General features: G+C 37.4%; 19 protein-coding genes. 3 read left to right on the top strand and 16 right to left on the bottom strand.

The features are described 5' to 3' along the window. The first annotated feature begins 305 nt into the window (after positions 1 to 305). The gene (locus tag FSZ17_RS02050; RefSeq protein ID WP_057776236.1) at positions 306 to 1,868 is read left to right on the top strand and encodes a Vga family ABC-F type ribosomal protection protein; all 1,563 of its coding nucleotides are present in this window, start codon (positions 306 to 308) and stop codon (positions 1,866 to 1,868) included. Positions 1,869 to 2,031: 163 nt separating this feature from the next. On the opposite strand, the gene FSZ17_RS02045 is transcribed toward FSZ17_RS02050, so the two are convergent. The 16 genes from FSZ17_RS02045 to FSZ17_RS23250 all read right to left on the bottom strand — a co-directional run bounded on the left by FSZ17_RS02045 (position 2,032) and on the right by FSZ17_RS23250 (position 15,152). Next, positions 2,032 to 2,598: an NADPH-dependent FMN reductase gene (locus FSZ17_RS02045; protein ID WP_082625417.1), complete on the bottom strand. Its 567-nt coding sequence runs from the start codon at positions 2,596 to 2,598 to the stop codon at positions 2,032 to 2,034. Positions 2,599 to 2,867: 269 nt separating this feature from the next. Next, positions 2,868 to 3,308 (bottom strand): GNAT family N-acetyltransferase, encoded by a 441-nt coding sequence (locus FSZ17_RS02040; protein ID WP_057776235.1) that lies wholly within the window; start codon positions 3,306 to 3,308, stop codon positions 2,868 to 2,870. 46 nt (positions 3,309 to 3,354) lie between these two features. Continuing rightward, positions 3,355 to 3,801: an SgcJ/EcaC family oxidoreductase gene (locus FSZ17_RS02035; protein ID WP_057776234.1), complete on the bottom strand. Its 447-nt coding sequence runs from the start codon at positions 3,799 to 3,801 to the stop codon at positions 3,355 to 3,357. A 24-nt stretch (positions 3,802 to 3,825) separates the two neighbouring features. Beyond that, complete coding sequence (locus FSZ17_RS02030) at positions 3,826 to 4,125, bottom strand: YrdB family protein (RefSeq protein WP_228460326.1); 300 nt, start codon at positions 4,123 to 4,125, stop codon at positions 3,826 to 3,828. 20 nt (positions 4,126 to 4,145) lie between these two features. Then, positions 4,146 to 4,751: a TetR/AcrR family transcriptional regulator gene (locus FSZ17_RS02025; RefSeq protein ID WP_057776232.1), complete on the bottom strand. Its 606-nt coding sequence runs from the start codon at positions 4,749 to 4,751 to the stop codon at positions 4,146 to 4,148. Positions 4,752 to 4,758: 7 nt separating this feature from the next. Then, on the bottom strand, positions 4,759 to 5,481 hold the full coding sequence (locus FSZ17_RS02020; RefSeq protein WP_057776231.1) for an MBL fold metallo-hydrolase: 723 nt from the start codon (positions 5,479 to 5,481) through the stop codon (positions 4,759 to 4,761). Positions 5,482 to 5,857: 376 nt separating this feature from the next. Next, positions 5,858 to 7,129 (bottom strand): TRAP transporter large permease, encoded by a 1,272-nt coding sequence (locus tag FSZ17_RS02010; RefSeq protein ID WP_057776230.1) that lies wholly within the window; start codon positions 7,127 to 7,129, stop codon positions 5,858 to 5,860. Then, positions 7,110 to 7,607: a TRAP transporter small permease gene (locus FSZ17_RS02005; RefSeq protein ID WP_057776229.1), complete on the bottom strand. Its 498-nt coding sequence runs from the start codon at positions 7,605 to 7,607 to the stop codon at positions 7,110 to 7,112. Before FSZ17_RS02005 ends, FSZ17_RS02010 begins: the two co-directional genes overlap by 20 nt. Positions 7,608 to 7,783: 176 nt before the next feature. Next, a complete protein-coding gene (locus FSZ17_RS02000) occupies positions 7,784 to 8,806 on the bottom strand; it encodes a TRAP transporter substrate-binding protein (protein ID WP_057776228.1) in 1,023 nt (340 codons plus the stop codon). A gap of 88 nt (positions 8,807 to 8,894) precedes the next feature. After that, the gene (locus FSZ17_RS01995) at positions 8,895 to 9,938 is read right to left on the bottom strand and encodes a DctP family TRAP transporter solute-binding subunit (RefSeq protein ID WP_228460267.1); all 1,044 of its coding nucleotides are present in this window, start codon (positions 9,936 to 9,938) and stop codon (positions 8,895 to 8,897) included. A gap of 148 nt (positions 9,939 to 10,086) precedes the next feature. Then, positions 10,087 to 10,755, bottom strand: a complete 669-nt coding sequence (locus tag FSZ17_RS01990; protein ID WP_057776227.1) for a response regulator — start codon at positions 10,753 to 10,755, stop codon at positions 10,087 to 10,089. Further along, positions 10,748 to 12,325, bottom strand: coding sequence for an ATP-binding protein (locus tag FSZ17_RS01985; RefSeq protein ID WP_082625416.1), 1,578 nt, complete (start codon positions 12,323 to 12,325; stop codon positions 10,748 to 10,750). Before FSZ17_RS01985 ends, FSZ17_RS01990 begins: the two co-directional genes overlap by 8 nt. Before the next feature lie 257 nt (positions 12,326 to 12,582). Next, the gene (locus FSZ17_RS23985; RefSeq protein ID WP_322107597.1) at positions 12,583 to 13,413 is read right to left on the bottom strand and encodes an MmcQ/YjbR family DNA-binding protein; all 831 of its coding nucleotides are present in this window, start codon (positions 13,411 to 13,413) and stop codon (positions 12,583 to 12,585) included. Positions 13,414 to 13,429: 16 nt separating this feature from the next. Next, a complete protein-coding gene (locus tag FSZ17_RS01970; protein WP_057776226.1) occupies positions 13,430 to 14,068 on the bottom strand; it encodes a HEAT repeat domain-containing protein in 639 nt (212 codons plus the stop codon). 68 nt (positions 14,069 to 14,136) lie between these two features. Continuing rightward, a complete protein-coding gene (locus FSZ17_RS01965) occupies positions 14,137 to 14,793 on the bottom strand; it encodes an HAD family hydrolase (protein ID WP_057776249.1) in 657 nt (218 codons plus the stop codon). A 62-nt stretch (positions 14,794 to 14,855) separates the two neighbouring features. Next, entirely contained in the window at positions 14,856 to 15,152 is a 297-nt protein-coding gene (locus FSZ17_RS23250; RefSeq protein ID WP_156416278.1) for a DUF5367 family protein, read from the bottom strand. 120 nt (positions 15,153 to 15,272) lie between these two features. On the opposite strand from FSZ17_RS23250, the gene FSZ17_RS01960 reads away from it, so the two are divergent. Together FSZ17_RS01960 and FSZ17_RS01955 are read left to right on the top strand one after the other, a co-directional pair. After that, entirely contained in the window at positions 15,273 to 15,881 is a 609-nt protein-coding gene (locus FSZ17_RS01960; RefSeq protein ID WP_057776225.1) for a PadR family transcriptional regulator, read from the top strand. A gap of 3 nt (positions 15,882 to 15,884) precedes the next feature. Continuing rightward, a complete protein-coding gene (locus tag FSZ17_RS01955) occupies positions 15,885 to 17,174 on the top strand; it encodes an MFS transporter (RefSeq protein WP_057776224.1) in 1,290 nt (429 codons plus the stop codon). Positions 17,175 to 17,216: the final 42 nt, after the last annotated feature.

Here is a 17,216-nt window from a genome sequence, read left to right as displayed (position 1 = left end):
TCCATTGACAGATATTGTCACATCCTTTATGCTGATATTAATAAAAATACGGAAGGGTGACCCAATTACATGAAGTTCTAATCCTATTTTTCGAAGACAATGGATTGATGGCAATTTTGTTAAGCAGCTAATATTTCTGCTTGATTTGTGATGCCTTCAATCGACGTTTTCAGAATAGGATTGGATGATTGTAGTTGGACATAAAGGGAGTAGTCTCTTTTTGTTGTACACCTATGCCTCCTATTCTGAATGTAGATAGGAGGCTTTTTTTGTCTCCATATTAAAACAAGAATGGGGATGATCGTATGTTATTATTGGAAGCTAATCATTTAGAGCTCTATATAAAAGATCGATTGTTAGTGAATATAGAAAAATTACAAATCCACAAAAATGACCGGATCGGCTTAGTCGGCAGAAATGGCAGCGGCAAAACTACTTTGTTGGAAGTCCTTGCTGGCAAGAAATCTCCTGATATTGGCTCAGTCATCGCTTATTGCACATGCGAGCTTTTGACACAGTTAAAAAAGACCGACACCGTCAAGAGCGGTGGTGAGGTAACACAGGAATACATTAACGAAGCGTTTGCAAACAACCCGGGTATTTTGCTAGCAGACGAACCAACAACACATCTCGATACCGAGCACATTGAATGGCTTGAAAAGAAACTGGCAAACTGGCAAGGAGCATTTGTCCTCGTCTCACATGACCGAGCATTTTTAGATGCTCTATGTACCACGATTTGGGAAGTCAATGAAGGGCAAGTAAAAGAGTACAAGGGAAACTACTCGGAGTATGCGGAACAAAAGGAGCTAGAACATCGTCAACATGAGCTGGCTTATGAAAAGTATGAGAAAAAGAAAAAGCAGCTGGAAGAAGCATTACTATTAAAAGAGAAAAAAGCGGCAAGAGCAACGAAAACACCGAAAAAGGTCAGCTCTATCGAAGCGAGTAAAACCAAGCCCTACTTTGCCCAAAAACAAAAGAAGCTGCAAAAAACAGCGAAAGCCATTGAAACACGATTAGAAAAGCTCGAAAAAGTAGATAAGCTGAAAGAAACACCTGCCATTCAAATGAATTTGCCAAATGAAGAAACCATTAGAGGAAAGATCATTCTTCGTGCAGAGGATGTACAGGGTGTCATCGGGAACCGCACCCTGTGGAACACCGCAAGCTTTAACATTCGAGGAGGAGATAAACTCGCCATCATTGGTCCAAATGGAAGCGGCAAAACAACGCTAATAAAGAAAATCATGGATCAAGAAGAAGGCATCTTCATTTCCCCTTCAATGAAAATAGGCTATTTTAGTCAAAATATTGATATTTTAAATACGGAAAGAACGATATTAGAAAACGTCAGCTCCACTTCAAAGCAAAAGGAAACCTTCATTCGTACTGTCCTGGCAAGGCTGCACTTTTTCAGAGAGGACGTCTATAAACTTGTAGGTGTATTAAGCGGAGGAGAGCGGGTCAAGGTAGCATTAGCTAAATTATTTGTTAGCGATTTGAATACATTAATTTTAGACGAACCAACGAATTTCCTTGATATAGAAGCGGTTGAAGCTTTGGAATCCCTTTTGCAAGCATATCCGGGAACCCTCATCTTTGTTTCCCATGACCGGCGATTTATCAAAAACATTTCTACCCGTATTTTAGAAATAAAAAATGCAGAAATTCACCTTTTTGAAGGAAAATATGATGAATACAAACATTATGTTCCACAGGAAAAACGGAATGTTCAAGAAGATGAAATGCTTATTTTAGAAACGAAAATAACAGAGGTGCTAAGCCGTCTTAGTATCGAGCCATCTGAGGAGCTGGAAAGGGAGTTTCAAAAGCTTTTAGCGGAAAAGCGGAAAAGCGGAAAATGAAGTAGAGGATTAAAAAGCTGTTTTGGTAAAGTGGCCGATATATTATGAAAGAAAGCAGATTGACATATTGTTTAAATAAAACGGGAATCTTTCGTCAAAAAAAGGATCAAGGAAGTCCCTAACGCTCAATGCGTCTGACTTCACTTGATCCTTTACTTTATTCTTAAACTAATTCTAATTGCTTCGTTTTGTTATAGAATTCAACAAAGTTTTTAACAACTGAATCCAGGAATGCAACTGTACGTTGATCCGTTAATTCACCAGCTTCGTTGATTTTCTCATGAACAGAACCGATGTATACTTCATTACCAGGAAGTAAGGAAGGTGCTAAGCCTGGGTTTGATAGGATTTCTCTTAAGTGAATTTGAGCACGTACACTTCCTAATACACCCACTGATGAACCGATGATAAATGCAGGCTTTCCTTTGATTACGAAATCTCCTCCGCGAGATAACCAATCAATTGCATTTTTCATAGAACCAGGAATAGAGAAGTTATATTCAGGGACAGCAAATAATACTGCATCTGAATCCTTTACATCTTCTTTAAATTTCTTCGCATTTTCCGGAGGATTATTCTCTATATCAATTGAATACATTTCAACATCATTGATACGAACAGGTGTAATATCTAATTGATCAGCATAGCGATTTTTCATAAATTCAACTAATTTTAAGTTGAATGATGCTGAGCTCGTGCTGCCAATAATTGCTTTTACTTTAATTGCCATAGTAATTGTCATTCTCCTTTTTCTTAGATGATTTTTAACACTCTCATATCATACTACAGGCAAAATTTAATCTCAAATTAAACACTCTCGAATTCAAGATTCTCTACTTTTTACAAAATTTACATCTAATGCATTTCAAAATTGCAAATTCATGATTATCTCTTTTTTGTGACCGGTTTGGAGCTTTTTTCATTTTTTCGGTCAAATTCAATTACATGTTTTAAAAAACCCTAAAACTTTATTAAATACGCGCTTTCCTCAGCCGCGACTTAAAAAGTAAATTCATAATAAAAAGAATTAGTATCTTTTTCCCATCCATCTGCTTCATAGAGGCGTTGTGCTGTAAAATTATCAACTGCAGTCTGTAGCAATAGCCCTTTCGCTTGTGTATCCATTGCAAATTGCTTTGCAGCCCCAAGCAGCTTTCCACCTACACCTAATTTTCTGCTTCCTCCATCGACAAATAAATCATTTAATATCCAGAGTCGTTTCATAGAAACTGAAGAAAAGGAAGGATATAACTGTGTAAATCCGACATAGTTTTCATTTTCCACAGCTACCAAAATAACCGAGTCCTCTTTTTTAAGTCGCTCCTGAATGAAATCTTTTGCCGCATGGATATTAGATGGCTGATTATAAAATACTCTATATTGATCGAATAATTTAGAAATGCCATCAAGATCATGCAGAGTCGCTTTATAAATTTCCACTCATTTCTCTCCTCTCTCTAAATGACTATCTAATTTATCATACCAATTATTTCAGTAGTTCGCTTAACTCCTCTGTCATTTGTTCGGCAAGCTCTGGTCTTCCATGGAATTGGGCTGGTGTATTTTGAAAAAGCTGAATTTGCCATTTTTCTTCGGCTTTGACAGCAACAAGCGTTTGATGTGCATTAACACTTGGATTGATTTCTGTTTTTCCAATTGGAACCATGCCAGCAATTGCCCGCAATAGAGCAGTCCTAGAATCAAGATAAATTACATTCTTCACCTTACTAATAAATGGGGCAGTTGGATGATTTTCAAAAATCGGCTTTAAATGCGAAAATATTTCCTCGCGACTAGCAGCTATACTTCCATCAAACCCTATCATTTCTCCACCCTCTGCAAATAGCTCCGACATTGCATAGGCGTTACGATTATTCCATGCAGTAATAAGCTGGTGATAAAGTGCTTCTATTTCTTCATAAGCTTTATCCATCGTACATTCTCCTTCATTAGCATATTATTGTTCCCACACATACAAAAGAATTTTGTTTATCACCACAATGATTCCATAAATCCAAGCTAATTTCACCTTTCCTTGACTTAAGAGCAAGACGACAGGGGTTAGAAAGATGAAAATTTCGAGGAGAAAATGTGCAGAGCCCGAGAGCTGGATACTCGCCTTCGGTGACCCAAATATTCCCCATATTGTTGCGATAACGAAAGGAATCAAGAATGCAAGAATCCACTTCATTACCATGGGACCTCCTATTTTAAAACCCCAATACCCATACACAGTAAGCGCACAAAGCTCCAGCATAAATCGAAGGCCTAAATTTGCTAATTTAAAGCTGGATAGAAGCATTCGCCGTTCCCCCTATCACAAATGGAATGGAGACCTTTAATAAATGTATCGATAAGAATGGTTAGGCTCTTATCAGTATCAATTGGCAGCCCAAAACCACCCATTTGTTCAATGGAAGCAAATCCATGCAAAATACTTCTAAAGCCTCTAACCATATGAATGGCTTGCTCCTCTTCAAGCTCATACACTTGCAGAACTTGAATAGCAAGCTGGACAATGGACTGCTGTGCCTGCTGTAAATCTCCATCCTCAGCATTAGGAAATCTTGTTGTTGCATGATAAAGCCCAGGGTGACTTCTTACAAATTGAATGTATGCCTCACCGAGAGCCCTAATGGCGTCATCACCTGAACGTCCTACGGCAGCTTGAAGCATGGCCTCGTAAAGCTTTTCTGTTCCATGGATAGCTAGCTTCTGCTTTAATTCATTTAATCCGTTCACATGGTTATATAAAGAAGGTGGACGAACTTGTAATTCTTCTGCCAACATGCCAATGGTAAGCTGCTCCAACCCATGATTGTCGATTAGCTCTGTCGCTTTAAGCAATATAGTAGATAAATCTATTTTCATTCTACGAGACAACTCTAGCTCACCTCCTGCCTTCTTGTTCTAATGTTACTTCTGCTTGATTAATGGCTTGTTTCATTATTGATAATGGACTTTCAATCATTTTCCCATGTCCTGCAGCAAGTAAATTTGGCTGACAATTGATTAATTTCCTTGCGCTTTCAAGCGCTGTCTCTTTATCCCAAGTTGCTAAAGCTGGAAATGGAAATAATGGCTTAACTGTTCCAGAAACTGCAACTCCACCTCTAGTTTGAAATGCATCCCCGACAATTAAACTGCGATTACGCGTGTCAAGGAGAGCAATCGAACCTGGTGTATGTCCTGGCGAGCTTATTACTTCCAATGAGCCAATCCGGTCTCCTTCTTGAAGCAAAAGATCTGGCTGAGTTTTAATATTTTTAGGAATGCCTCCGCGAATCGGACAGTTTTTTTCATGTGGCAATAGAGAAGTGTCACCAGCCAATAATCGTGAATCCCTAAATGAAATACTTACTTGAGCTTCTGGTAAAAGTTTTTTTAGCTCATCCAATGCACCCACATGGTCAGCGTGAGCATGTGTAAGAATAATATTTCTTATTGGCTTTCCAATTTTCCTGGCGGCATTGAAAATGCCCTTTGTGCTATAAGGTAAGGCCGCATCAATAAGGGTAAGCCCATTCTCCTCTTCTACTAAATAACAATTCACAGGAAACAATCGTGGCATAAAAGCTAATTGAAAAACATTATGAACCTTCGTTATCTTCATAATTTATCATGCCCTCCTACAAAAACTAATCATATTAGTATTTTAACTAATTCGATTAATTTTTAGCAACTCTTTTTTTAAAAATTAGTTACTGACATTCCCGAAATACCCTCTAAATTAAAGGCTATGTTAATCTCCCCTGTTGATTTCCGCTGCAGGCACTTAGCGACCGCGGGCGGTCCGGAAGCCTCCTCGTCGCTATCGCTCCTGCGGGGTCTCCCTTTGACTCGCTTCTCCCGCAGGAGTCTCGCGCCTTCCGCTCCAATCAACAACAAGATAGCATTATTATCAACATTGAGCTTTAACACAGCCAAATTAAAAAAACGGCAATATATCGTCGCCGTTTTTGTTTTTACCTTTAATAATTAAGAGTAAATTATTGCATTTTCTCAGGAAGCCAAAGTGAAAGCTGAGGAAAGATGACAACGATGATGAGCACGAATATCATTAATGCGATAAAAGGAATAACACCACTTACTACTCTTCCAAGCTTTTCTTTCGCAATACCGCTTACAACAAATAGATTCAGTCCTACTGGAGGAGTGATCATCCCTAATTCCATGTTAATAGTCATAATAATAGCAAAGTGAATTAAGTTGATATCAAAATGAACCAGCATTGGAAGCAATATCGGTAATGTAATAAGGATAATTGAAACAGCCTCCAAAAACATTCCCATGATAAAGAATAATATATTAACAATAATGATAAATACCCATTTATTTAGGTTACTTTCTGCTATCCATGCGCCTATTTCCTGTGGTATTTGCGCATTCGTCAGATACAAGCCGAACAAGCTCGCCGCCCCAATGATTAAGAAAATCATAGCCGTTATATTAATGGATTCAACAATAATCGGCCGAACATCCTTCCAGTGAAGTTCACGGTATATAAATGCAGATACAATAATTCCATAAAAAACGGCGATAACTGCAGATTCTGTTGGTGTAACAACTCCACTATAAATACTGCCAAGAATAAGCACAGGTAGAAATGCTCCCCAAATGGCCTTTAGTGAACTTCTTCTCCTCTCTTCCCAGGTTGCTTTCACACCTTTTCCATAGCCTTTTCTCTTAGCATAAAATATGGCTGACGAGACGAGAACTCCTCCTAGCAGCAGACCAGGGATTACACCCGCCATAAAGAGCTTTCCAATTGATTCTTCTGCCGTAATTCCATAAATAATTAAAGGGATACTTGGTGGAATAAGAATCCCTAAGGTACCACCAGCAGCAACAAGCCCCATAGAATATTTCTTATCATAGCCTGCGTTAACCATTGCCGGAATCATAATCGAGCCAATTGCTGCAGCTGTGGCTGGGCTTGAGCCAGAAATTGCCGCAAAAATCATACAAGCAAGAATGGTAACGACCGATAAGCCTCCGGGTAAATGTCCTACCCATGTTTTCAATGCTTCGATTAAGTACTTAGAAATCCCACCGCGGGCTAGTAGGACACCCGCAAGCACAAAGCCTGGAATCGCCATCATTGGATACGAATCGAGTGCTGTGAACACTCTTTGCGGAACCATGGTCATATTAAAATCGCTTAGCATCAGTACAACTATCGTCGACATCGCGAGACTGATGGCAATCGGTACTCTTAAAATCATTAAAACTAAGAAAATACTAAGTAATAGGATTATCATAGTGCACTTCCTTTCCGCGCAACAAATGAACAAGACGTTCAACAAAACGGATTAAAAATAACAATCCAGATATAGGTAAAATTAAATAGACAATCCACATTGGAATGCCAACATCTAGGGACACCATCCCTGAATGATATCTGCTCTCAACGAGAACATAACCGTAATATGTAAAAGCAAAACAGAATAAAATGCTTACGGATGTCGCAAAAATATCAACCATTCGTTTAGCCCGTTTAGATAATTTATCGTATACAATATCAACCTGAATATGCTGGTTGTGCCGCAAAGCAACTGCGAACCCTAAAAAGGTCCCCCAAATGATGAAATATCTAACAACCTCTTCAACCCACGCCTTTGGTTCGTTAAAAAAGTAGCGCATGATTACCCCATAAAAAATGAGTGTAATGCCTACGAAAAAAAATGTTCCCGCTGAAACTTCCTCAAATAAACTCCAAGCTTTATTTAATTTCTTCACTACCGCACACCTTCTTCCGATTATTATCAGTAAAGTGATAGTAAAATACATGGGGCTGTCCCAAAGCAAAGGTGTCAAGCACCACGAACAATATCTAGTATCAATAAGCGAGTGAGATTCTAGATAAAGTGTATTATGTGGATGCCAGACACCTTATGGGACAACCCCATGATTCTTTACTTTAGATTGCGAATGCCATCGATAAGCTCGGATGTAATGACTTCACTGAACTCATCATATACGGGTTGTAAAGCTTCTTCTAAAGCTGCACGTTCTTCATCAGTCAAAGACAGAACTTCAACCTTACCAGAGTTTTTAATATTCTCTAAGCTCGCAGCATTTTCTTCCGCTGCAAGTTTCCATTCAAGCTCAGTAGCCTCCTTCAATGCTTCTTCTACTTGTGCACGAATATCATCAGGCATTTTTTCCCAGAAGGATTTATTAACAAAAACGGCATAATCTAAACGTCCGTGTTCACTTAATGTCATATATTTTTGGACTTCTTGATACTTTTGTGTGTCAATATTATTGTATGTATTTTCTTGTCCGTCTACCGTTCCTTGTTGCAATGCAGCGTATGTTTCACCAAAAGCAATCGTTGCACTTCCAGCTCCAAGAGCTTTAAATTGTGCTTCTAAAACCTTTCCTGCCTGTGCACGAAATTTAAGACCTGCAAAATCTTCAGGCTTTTTTAATGGATGCTTATTATTTGTAAAATGCTTAAATCCATTCTCCCAGAAAGCTAAGCCCATAATATCGTTGCTCGATAATTTATCACTATTTAATAGAGTCTTCGCTATATCACTTTCAAAAAATTTACGTGTATGCTCTTGGTCATTAAATAGGAAAGGCATGTCAACATACTGCCAGCGTGGATCTAATTTAACCATTTTTGTAACAGATGGAGCGATCATATGAACATTCCCAGAAACAAGTGCATCTAATTCATCATTATCTCCATACAACTGGGAGGAAGGATAAACTTCTACCTTGGCTTTTCCACCTGTCTTTTCCGCTACTAGTTCCGCAAAGCGATTGGCTGCCTTGCCCTTAACACTATCAATGGATGTTACATGTGAGAATTTAATTACAATTGGATCGCTTTCTGACACAGTTTTTTGTCCACCTGAACCACCCGAACATGCTGCTGTAACTAGTACAAGCAGACTAACGAGAGCTACCATTACTAATTTTTTCATTCCTTTTCCCCTTTTCTTTTTATTGTCAAAACCTCTATAGTAAAAAGTTATTAACTTTATAACTAAAGCTTTTTACAAAAGTAATAGCCTATTTTTTGTGATACTTTGGAAGCGCTTCAATATATTTGGTTCCAAACCGCTCTTTAAAATAGTCATATACGGGTTTAAACTCCTTTTCCCAAGCTTGTTTCTCTTCTGGTGAAAGGTGATAAATATCAATGCATTTACAAGCTTCCAATTCCGCCAATTTTTCGGCATTTAAATTACGTGCAGTTTCTCTCTCCCATTCGCTTACTTCCTTTAACGTATCCGCAATAAGTACCTGAACATGTTCAGGTAGGTCCTCCCAAAACTGTTTATTCATTAATAGCACATATCCTAAATAGCCATGATTGCTAATAGTTAAATAGTTTTGTAGTAAATATAGATTTTTACTCGTTATATTGGAAAGTGTATTTTCCTGACCGTCAATGTCCCCTCTTTCCAAGTAATGAAAGAGAATATTGAAATCAATCTCCTGTGGGATGGCACCCAGACTAGAAAATTGCTCATAAATAATATCACTCGGCATGATTCTCATTTTTAAATGTTGAAGATTATCAGGATCATAGATTGGATAGTCACGATTGCTTATTTGTTTAAATCCGTTATCCCACACGCCTAACATATGAAGTCCTTGACTATCAAATTTAGAGATAAGATCCTGCCCTGCTGGAGTGGCCAAATAATCATGGATCTCTTCATAACGATCGAAAGCGAAAGGAAGATCAATGACCGACCATTCAGGAATAAGTGTTGTCACTTTCGAAGTCGCAGGAGCAATCATTTGGACATCTCCCTGTAAAAGTGCTTCCATTTCTTCTCCATCTTTATATAAAAAACCATTTGGAAATACCTGCACCTCTACAAGTCCATTACTCCTTTCCTTCACAAGCTGAGCGAACTTTCGGGCTGCCAAACCTTTTGGAGTATCCTCCCCCACTACATGAGAAAAGCGAATAACAATTCGTTCATCTTCACTTAACTGTTCGAAGTCTATTGGATAAGCAGTAGATTGACAGCCAAATAGCACTAATAAAAGTACTGCTCCGATTAATAAAGCGCGCCATTTGAAATTGTTAATTAGGTACAATTGCTTCCTCCAAGCTAACCAATTATCCGATTATTATAATATTACACACTATTTAAACTAATGGAATATTAAGAAAATATTGGACGTTTTGGTTTTTATGGTCTCTGATCTTCCCTGTTTTTAGATAATAAAACGTTCCATAATAAAGTTATTTCAATGAATAATATTTTGTTGGTCTGCCAACATAGCCATATTGCATTTCAATATCGACCTTTTCTTTAATAGCTAGAAAGTCTAAATATTTTCTTACCGTCACTCTTGCCATTCCCAGGTTTTGTCCTAACTGTTCAGCTGTAACAGGCATTGCCGCTCCTCCTAACCCGAGAAGAATTTGTTTCATCGTTAATTCATTCAATCCTTTTGGCAACTCCACTTCATTTTCAGAACTCCCCAGCCATTCATCAATATCTTCTTGTTTTAATAGATTTAGTCCAGTAATCTTTTTTGCCATTTTGTAATAGTCTTGAAGAGATTTTTGAAATCGTTCAAACCGAAAAGGCTTTACCATATAATCGACCGCACCTAATCGCATCACTTCGCGTATTGTGACTGCATCCCGTGCTGCTGTAATCATGATAATGTCACAAGGAATTCTTTCAGTTCTAAGTTCAACTAATATCTCCATACCAGAAATATCCGGTAAAAACATGTCTAATAACACAAGGTTTGGCTTTAGCATTTTTATTTCTGCCACAGCATCTTTGCCATTCGTTGCCGCTCCCATAAGAGTGAAGCCATTCATCTTTTCTAGAAATCCCTTATTTACTTCTAAAACCATAGGATCGTCCTCAACAATATATACGGAAATCTTAGTCATCTTTTTCTTCCATCCCCACTTTTACAGTAATAATCGTTCCAGAATCAATTTGTGAACTCACAAAAATTCTACCTTTGTTGGAATCTACAATCTGTTTAACTAAAGCTAATCCGATCCCTCTTCCATCCTTCTGCTTTGTACTGTATCCATATTCAAAAATTCTCTCTGCTTTGTCTGGCAATCCAATTCCATTATCTTGAACTTCAATAAATAAAAATGTCGCATTACTCTGCAGACATAGGGTAACAGTTCTATCTTCTAAATTTAAACAGGCTTCCATTGCATTATCTAATAGATTTCCTAAAATCGTTACCATGTCACCACTTGAAAGTCCATTCATGATCTCTAATAAAAAGGATTCTTGATCAATAATTAGTGAGACACCCAGTTCTTTTGCACGAGATCTTTTCCCAAGCAAAAGCCCAAGAACTGAATAATCAGAAATATAATCTTTCAAAAACTGAACCACATTCTGTTCATCAGAAATTTCATCAACAATCATGTTCAACGCATCTTCTGTCCGTTCTAACTGAATTAATCCGGCAATACTATGTAATTTATTCATATATTCATGGTTTTGAGCACGCAATGCTTCAACAAGGGTTTTTATACCAGTTAGCTCTTCTGCAAGAATATGAGCTTCTTTTCTATCAGTCATCATAATCAAGGACCCGACTGGACGATCTTTAACCTTAATTGGATAAATCCTTACTAAATACATAACGCCATGGCAAAGTAAAGGACGGTAGATTACTTCATTACTTTTTTGAGATTCCTTAGCCAGCCAAGTTTCAGGAAACAGTTCCCTTAGCATGATGGAATGACCATAAAAGTTCGTGTACTGCTTTGCTAAACGATTCATAAAGATTATTTTTGCCTGCTCATCTGTCGCTAGGATACCTAAATCCATCGCCTGCATCATACTTGAGCGTTCTTCAACTAAACGGGCAATTTCATAAGGCTCAAGGTTTAAAGTTTGTTTCTTTAGATGATTGGCTATAAAAATTGAACCAATAAGACCAATAAACAACCCCCAAAACAACGATAAAAGCATGTCATTACGATATTCGACAATTAAACTTTGAATAGTCGGAGACAAAATACCAACCGTCACAACCCCAACCTGCTTTACTCCTTCATCATTCATAATTGGTACAAATGCCCGAATAGCAAATCCTAACACCCCTTGTGCCTTCGATATATATTCGTGCTCAGATAATGAGGCCTGCTCATCTCCTCCTTCAAAAAGCGTCCCTAGCTTACTTTCAGAAGGATGGGAATACCGAATTCTCTCCATATCAAAAACGACGATATAATCGACATCAGTTGCTAATCGTACTCTCTCTGCAATTGGCTGAATGATTTCTGATCCTCCCTCCTTTCCCACATAACTTTTAATTTCAGGTAATTGTGCTACTGTCCTTGCAATCGCAATCGCCCGTGCCCCAAGCTCCTTCTCAAAAGCTGTAGATATATTTAAAATCATTATCCATCCACTTGTGACAACGGAGAAAACAACTAGAATAAAAGAAAAGATAAACATTTTCATACGCAAAGAAATTCTTTTCATTATCCATCCTCACATCTATTCTACGAAATTATTCTAAACAACCTATTTTTCGGAAAAATACCTCCTCTTAATACAAATTTTAGCATTTAAGGGATATCAATCCTATAAAATTATTATAATATTGTGTTTGTTTCCTGGGAAATATGTCGAAAGTTTTACTTAGTCAGATTATAAAAACGAATGGATTCACATATTCCTTTTAGACATAGAAAAAAACGGCAAAATTGCTTTGCCGTTTTCTTTGTCTAGCTCAAAGATTAAAGTATGTTTAACTCTTCTGAAACAACCTTACATAATCGTTTGGGAGCTGTTCGTAAGTATGCCTCAAGAATATATCCTTCAATTTCTTTCCAGTTTATGTCTTGGTCTATGATAAGAGATGTCCAGCCGTGCTGTCCTATGTATGGAGTCTTGAAAAAGCCATCGAGCAGGAGGAGTATTTCTTGAGTGGTTGGAAGGGTTTTGATTGCTAAAGAAGATTGTCCTTCCTTTTCTCCCATCATCACAAATGGTTTATCCTTTACTCGAAATGAAGTATGACCAAATGAATCAACCTTTTCGTCAACCTCAGGAAATTTCATGCTTATTTCTCGTACCTTTTCAATTCCGTATAAACCTATTTCTGATTGGATCGTTTTCTTTGAGGTCATTTTTAATTCGCAATGATCTTCATTACTTTTACTCGATTTTTTACTCCTCATCTTTAGAACTCCTGATTGAATCAAGCCATTCTCATCGTATTTTTCAAATGACTGCTGCGTTAAATCATGTAATTCTTCAAATAATACTTCATCTATTTTTTTGAAATTAAAGCAAGATTTCCCCTGCATACGTTTTTTCAATTCAGGAGAAATATTGTTTAGTAATTCAGGATACACATAGACAGGCATTAAATAATAGCTAACATAATTCTTTTTGATTTGAGCCGCTCCAAAAAATAAGTTACTTTTATTATGTTCTACAATATGCTTTGTATCTAAATAGTAATGATCAGGACTGTCATTCTTTTTTAAAAGGCTACTTTCATACTTGACCAAAATACTTTTTAGCTTTTCAAATATCTCTTTAAATTTTTCACTCGTATCCATTTTTTCCTCCTTTTACTCATGTATTCCCCTTATCAATTGCTTTTATTAAAGCCTTTACTGCCTTTTTCACAACACCTTTTGGATCATCAATATAATCTTCAGCTATTCCTCGTATCTCAACTGTAAATTCATCTGTTGAATGACATACATTCAGTAAGCCTTTTAATCCCCGCGCCCGATGCTTCCCTTCCCAGACCAGCAAGGATTCTTTCAGTAAGGGAAAAGCAGCCTTGGCCTCAGGTTCTCCTACTGTTGCATAATTGCATAAAGTTTCGATAGCATAATCTCTTACAATCGTACTTTTGTCTGACTTAATAATTTCCCTTAGCTGAAGCAATAGATTAGTAATTTTTGCAGGTATACATACCGCAATTAATGCGGTCGCATGCATGGATTCCCACCGGACTCGTGTCGTTTTATGTGAAAGCAGCGATATGAGGTTTTCTGCAAAAGGCAATATTATTTCAGGATTTACTTCAGCAACTTTTGTAAGAACTTCAGCACAATCCCCAATAAGCGCGGTATCTTTTGAAGCTAATCCTTTCCCGATCTCATTTATTAAGCTAGGATGCTCGAGACATTCCTTTGCTACATTCCGATTTCCCTCTTCCGTTTTATCTCCAATCTGTGATGAAAGCTTAGTAATTAATTTCAAATCGATTCACCTCTATAAAGTATTACATTTTCACTTTTTGACGGTAATTTAAATGTCTTTTTTCCTTGTCATTTATTACCAATTGGAAAACCCATTTTTATAGATTCAGTGAATTCAGCAACACATGTGAAAACGGAATTAGGTTCCACAGTAAAATTCAATGTTTGATATTCAGGCAGCCATTGAACTCCCACTGTATAAACATTCGCTTGAACCCCTGCAAGTATATCAGCATCACTATCTCCGATGAAAATGGCTTCATCTCGTTCCACACCTAAAAGAGACAAAGCTTTTATTACACCTTCTGGATGTGGTTTAGGATTAATAACGTCATCACCAGTTATCATAGCATCAAAGAAACTTTCCATTTGAAGAGCTTTTAAAGAAATATCCAAACTCCTTTTTGCTTTTCCAGTGACAATCCCTAATTTAATTCCTTGTTCCTTTAAATACCTTAATAAATCATCAACTTCATTATTTTTGGCAACTAATTGATCATGATATTGTGAATACCTCTTATAATACAATTCAATTGCTTGCTCCTTATTTGGATTACTAAGATTTTCTCTGATAATGCCCGTTTCTGAAGGTCCAAACATTGCCCTTATTTGATCCGCGGATAAATCTTTTTTATCAAAATCCTTGAAGACATTCTGAAAAGCAAAATAACATATCGGCAGTGTATTCGCTAAAGTTCCATCAAAGTCAAAAATAATTGCCTTAATGACACACACATCCTTTTATTTTTAATTCCACTTCAAAATGGTTCTTCTTTTTAAATACTCTCTTAAACCACCATTCTCCTTCTCTTCTTCAGCTCGTTTATTATGAATGGAATAATTAAATATAATGCATAAGCAAATGACATCCAGGTAGTAAAGGCTATTATTTGTGATTCTCTCAGTTGGGGAAAGATATAGTGGTGGTTAGATAAGGCAAATGTGTCTAATATGAGGCCCATGATTGTTCCAATGACTCCAAATCTTAGTGAGGCATTTTCTGCTTTATCAAACAGTGAATATAGGTATGTAACAGCGAATAAAAGAATTCCGGTTCCAACAATTAATATCAAAATATGAATCACAAAAGATAATGGACCTTAAAAAATTTAGCATTTTTTGGTTGCATTCCTATTCACTTCAATGTATCATATTGATATATCGAAGTGATATATCAATATGATACATTGAAAGGAGACAAATCATTGTCAGTTGAACATACAATACTTTCCATTTTAAGCTTTTGGCCAAGCACAGGGTACGATATTAAGTCTGAATTTGAACATAAGGCTGCAGGACTTTTTTGGGGAATGAGCTATGGCAGTATTTATCCTAAATTGAAAAAGCTCGAGGAAGAAGGATTCATCTACCCTATCGAACAGGAAGAAGATGGCCGAAAAAAGAAACTTTACGAACTTACACCAAAAGGATGGGAGGAATTTGAAAATTGGCTGCAGCTCCCTCCAGCTTATCCTGTCATTAAGGATGAGCTGTTTATGAAAATGGCCACTTGGCACGACGACATGGATTTTTCTATATTAATTGGCCACTTGCAAAAAAGAAAAGAAGAAACTGAAGATCTTTTAAATTTTGTTAAAGAATGGCCAACCAACGGCTATTCTTATGTCAGTAGAACAGCAATGCTTTCTATCCGTTATGCAAAAATTCGTTTGGAAGCTGAGTTGAAATGGATTGAGGAATCTATTTATGCACTAGAGAATGATGACCTGCCAAATGGGCAAGACCCGAACCAGAACACTGAAAAGCTTTTGGAAAGAAGAAGAAAGGCCATTAATGGAGAAAAGGAGACATAATTTATGGGAGCAGGTATGTTTAAGCCGCTTAAAATTCGTGCTTATCGCTCATTATTTGGAGCACAAGTCTTTTCCGACTTAGGGAATTGGTTTGACTTCGTTGCTTTACAGGTAATTGTCGCCTATCACTGGGGACTGGACGAAACGGCCGTTGCGTCTGTCATTATTGCTCTTGGCCTGCCGTGGGTAATCATCGGACCATTTGCCAGTGTATTTGTTGATAGACTGCCTAAAAAGACGGTTATGATTGTCTGTCTAATTTTAAGAATTATTTTTGTTGGTGGTCTCTTCTTTGCACCTAATCTCTACTATTTATTATTATTTGTATTTTTAAAAGGTACTGCTGCAGCACTTTACGACCCAGCAAGACAGAGTACGATACGAATGACAGTACCTGATGAGCAGTTGCCAGAAGCAGTCACACTCAGTCAGCTTTCTGTTAATACAATGAAAATTTTAGGCCCTGCTCTTGGAGGAGGCATCATTGCCTTTTTTGGTGTTAAAAGTCCTTTTCTATTTGAAGCAGCAGGATTTTTGATAGCTATCATTTTCTTAATGATGATGCCCAAGCTAGATGAAACAGCTTATGTTGAAGAAATCAAAACAACGAAAGAAATACCACAAAAAAGCAGCTATTGGAAAGATTTATTTGACGGCCTTAAGCATATAGCAAAAACACCATTATTAAAGATTTCAATTATTCTATCCTCGGTTGCTTTTTTTATTATTTTTCTATATGACGGTCTTTTTGTTTTCCTTGCTCAGGACCTCGGCTTTACAAAAGAAAATTTCGGCCTCCTAATAAGCAGTGTTGGGCTCGGAAGTGTAGTAGGGTCACTTTTATTAGGACAGTGGACGAATTGGAAACACAAACCAATTCATCTAATGTCCACTACCGCCCTATTAAGCGGAACTTTAATAATCGCCGTTGGACTCGGTAGCATGGGTATTCTAAATCTGCCGCAATTAGTTTGGGTAATCGGAGCATTTCTCCTTGGTTTGCTTGGATCGGGCGAAGCAGTTCCATACGGTTATGTACTACAATCAGAAACACCAAAACAGATGATGGGCAGAGTATCAGCAGCAGCTACGTCCATGCAAACCTTTTCGATGCTAATTGCCCCAGCAATCGGAGCACTTTTGGCAAAATTAACGAGTGTTTCAGTTGTCATGATCGGTGCAGGAACAGCTACTTGCTTGTTAGGAATCTTTGTACTTGTATTTATTTTGAGGAAACTCAAAGCTTTACAAACTAATAAGGAAACTGCTCCTGTCCAGAAATCTACCGGATAATTTTAAATTAGAAAATAATAAAAAAACGCAATTGATGGTGAA

Origin of the sequence: Cytobacillus dafuensis, from assembly GCF_007995155.1 — a bacterium.
Lineage (GTDB): Bacteria > Bacillota > Bacilli > Bacillales > Cytobacillaceae > Cytobacillus > Cytobacillus dafuensis.
The sequence above is the reverse complement of the archived record's forward strand: the minus strand, read 5'-3'. Positions and strand labels throughout refer to the sequence as shown.

What these genes read in the sequence shown, in the direction of transcription:
- FSZ17_RS01990 (WP_057776227.1), bottom strand. Translation starts at nt 10,755, where the DNA reads ATGACTAAGATTTCCGTATATATTGTTGAGGACGATCCTATGGTTTTA.
- FSZ17_RS23985 (WP_322107597.1), bottom strand. Translation starts at nt 13,413, where the DNA reads ATGGATACGAGTGAAAAATTTAAAGAGATATTTGAAAAGCTAAAAAGT.
- FSZ17_RS02010 (WP_057776230.1), bottom strand. Translation starts at nt 7,129, where the DNA reads ATGATAATCCTATTACTTAGTATTTTCTTAGTTTTAATGATTTTAAGA.
- FSZ17_RS02020 (WP_057776231.1), bottom strand. Translation starts at nt 5,481, where the DNA reads ATGAAGATAACGAAGGTTCATAATGTTTTTCAATTAGCTTTTATGCCA.
- FSZ17_RS02050 (WP_057776236.1), top strand. Translation starts at nt 306, where the DNA reads ATGTTATTATTGGAAGCTAATCATTTAGAGCTCTATATAAAAGATCGA.
- FSZ17_RS02045 (WP_082625417.1), bottom strand. Translation starts at nt 2,598, where the DNA reads ATGGCAATTAAAGTAAAAGCAATTATTGGCAGCACGAGCTCAGCATCA.
- FSZ17_RS02035 (WP_057776234.1), bottom strand. Translation starts at nt 3,801, where the DNA reads ATGGATAAAGCTTATGAAGAAATAGAAGCACTTTATCACCAGCTTATT.
- FSZ17_RS02030 (WP_228460326.1), bottom strand. Translation starts at nt 4,125, where the DNA reads ATGCTGGAGCTTTGTGCGCTTACTGTGTATGGGTATTGGGGTTTTAAA.
- FSZ17_RS01955 (WP_057776224.1), top strand. Translation starts at nt 15,885, where the DNA reads ATGGGAGCAGGTATGTTTAAGCCGCTTAAAATTCGTGCTTATCGCTCA.
- FSZ17_RS02000 (WP_057776228.1), bottom strand. Translation starts at nt 8,806, where the DNA reads ATGAAAAAATTAGTAATGGTAGCTCTCGTTAGTCTGCTTGTACTAGTT.
- FSZ17_RS01985 (WP_082625416.1), bottom strand. Translation starts at nt 12,325, where the DNA reads ATGAAAAGAATTTCTTTGCGTATGAAAATGTTTATCTTTTCTTTTATT.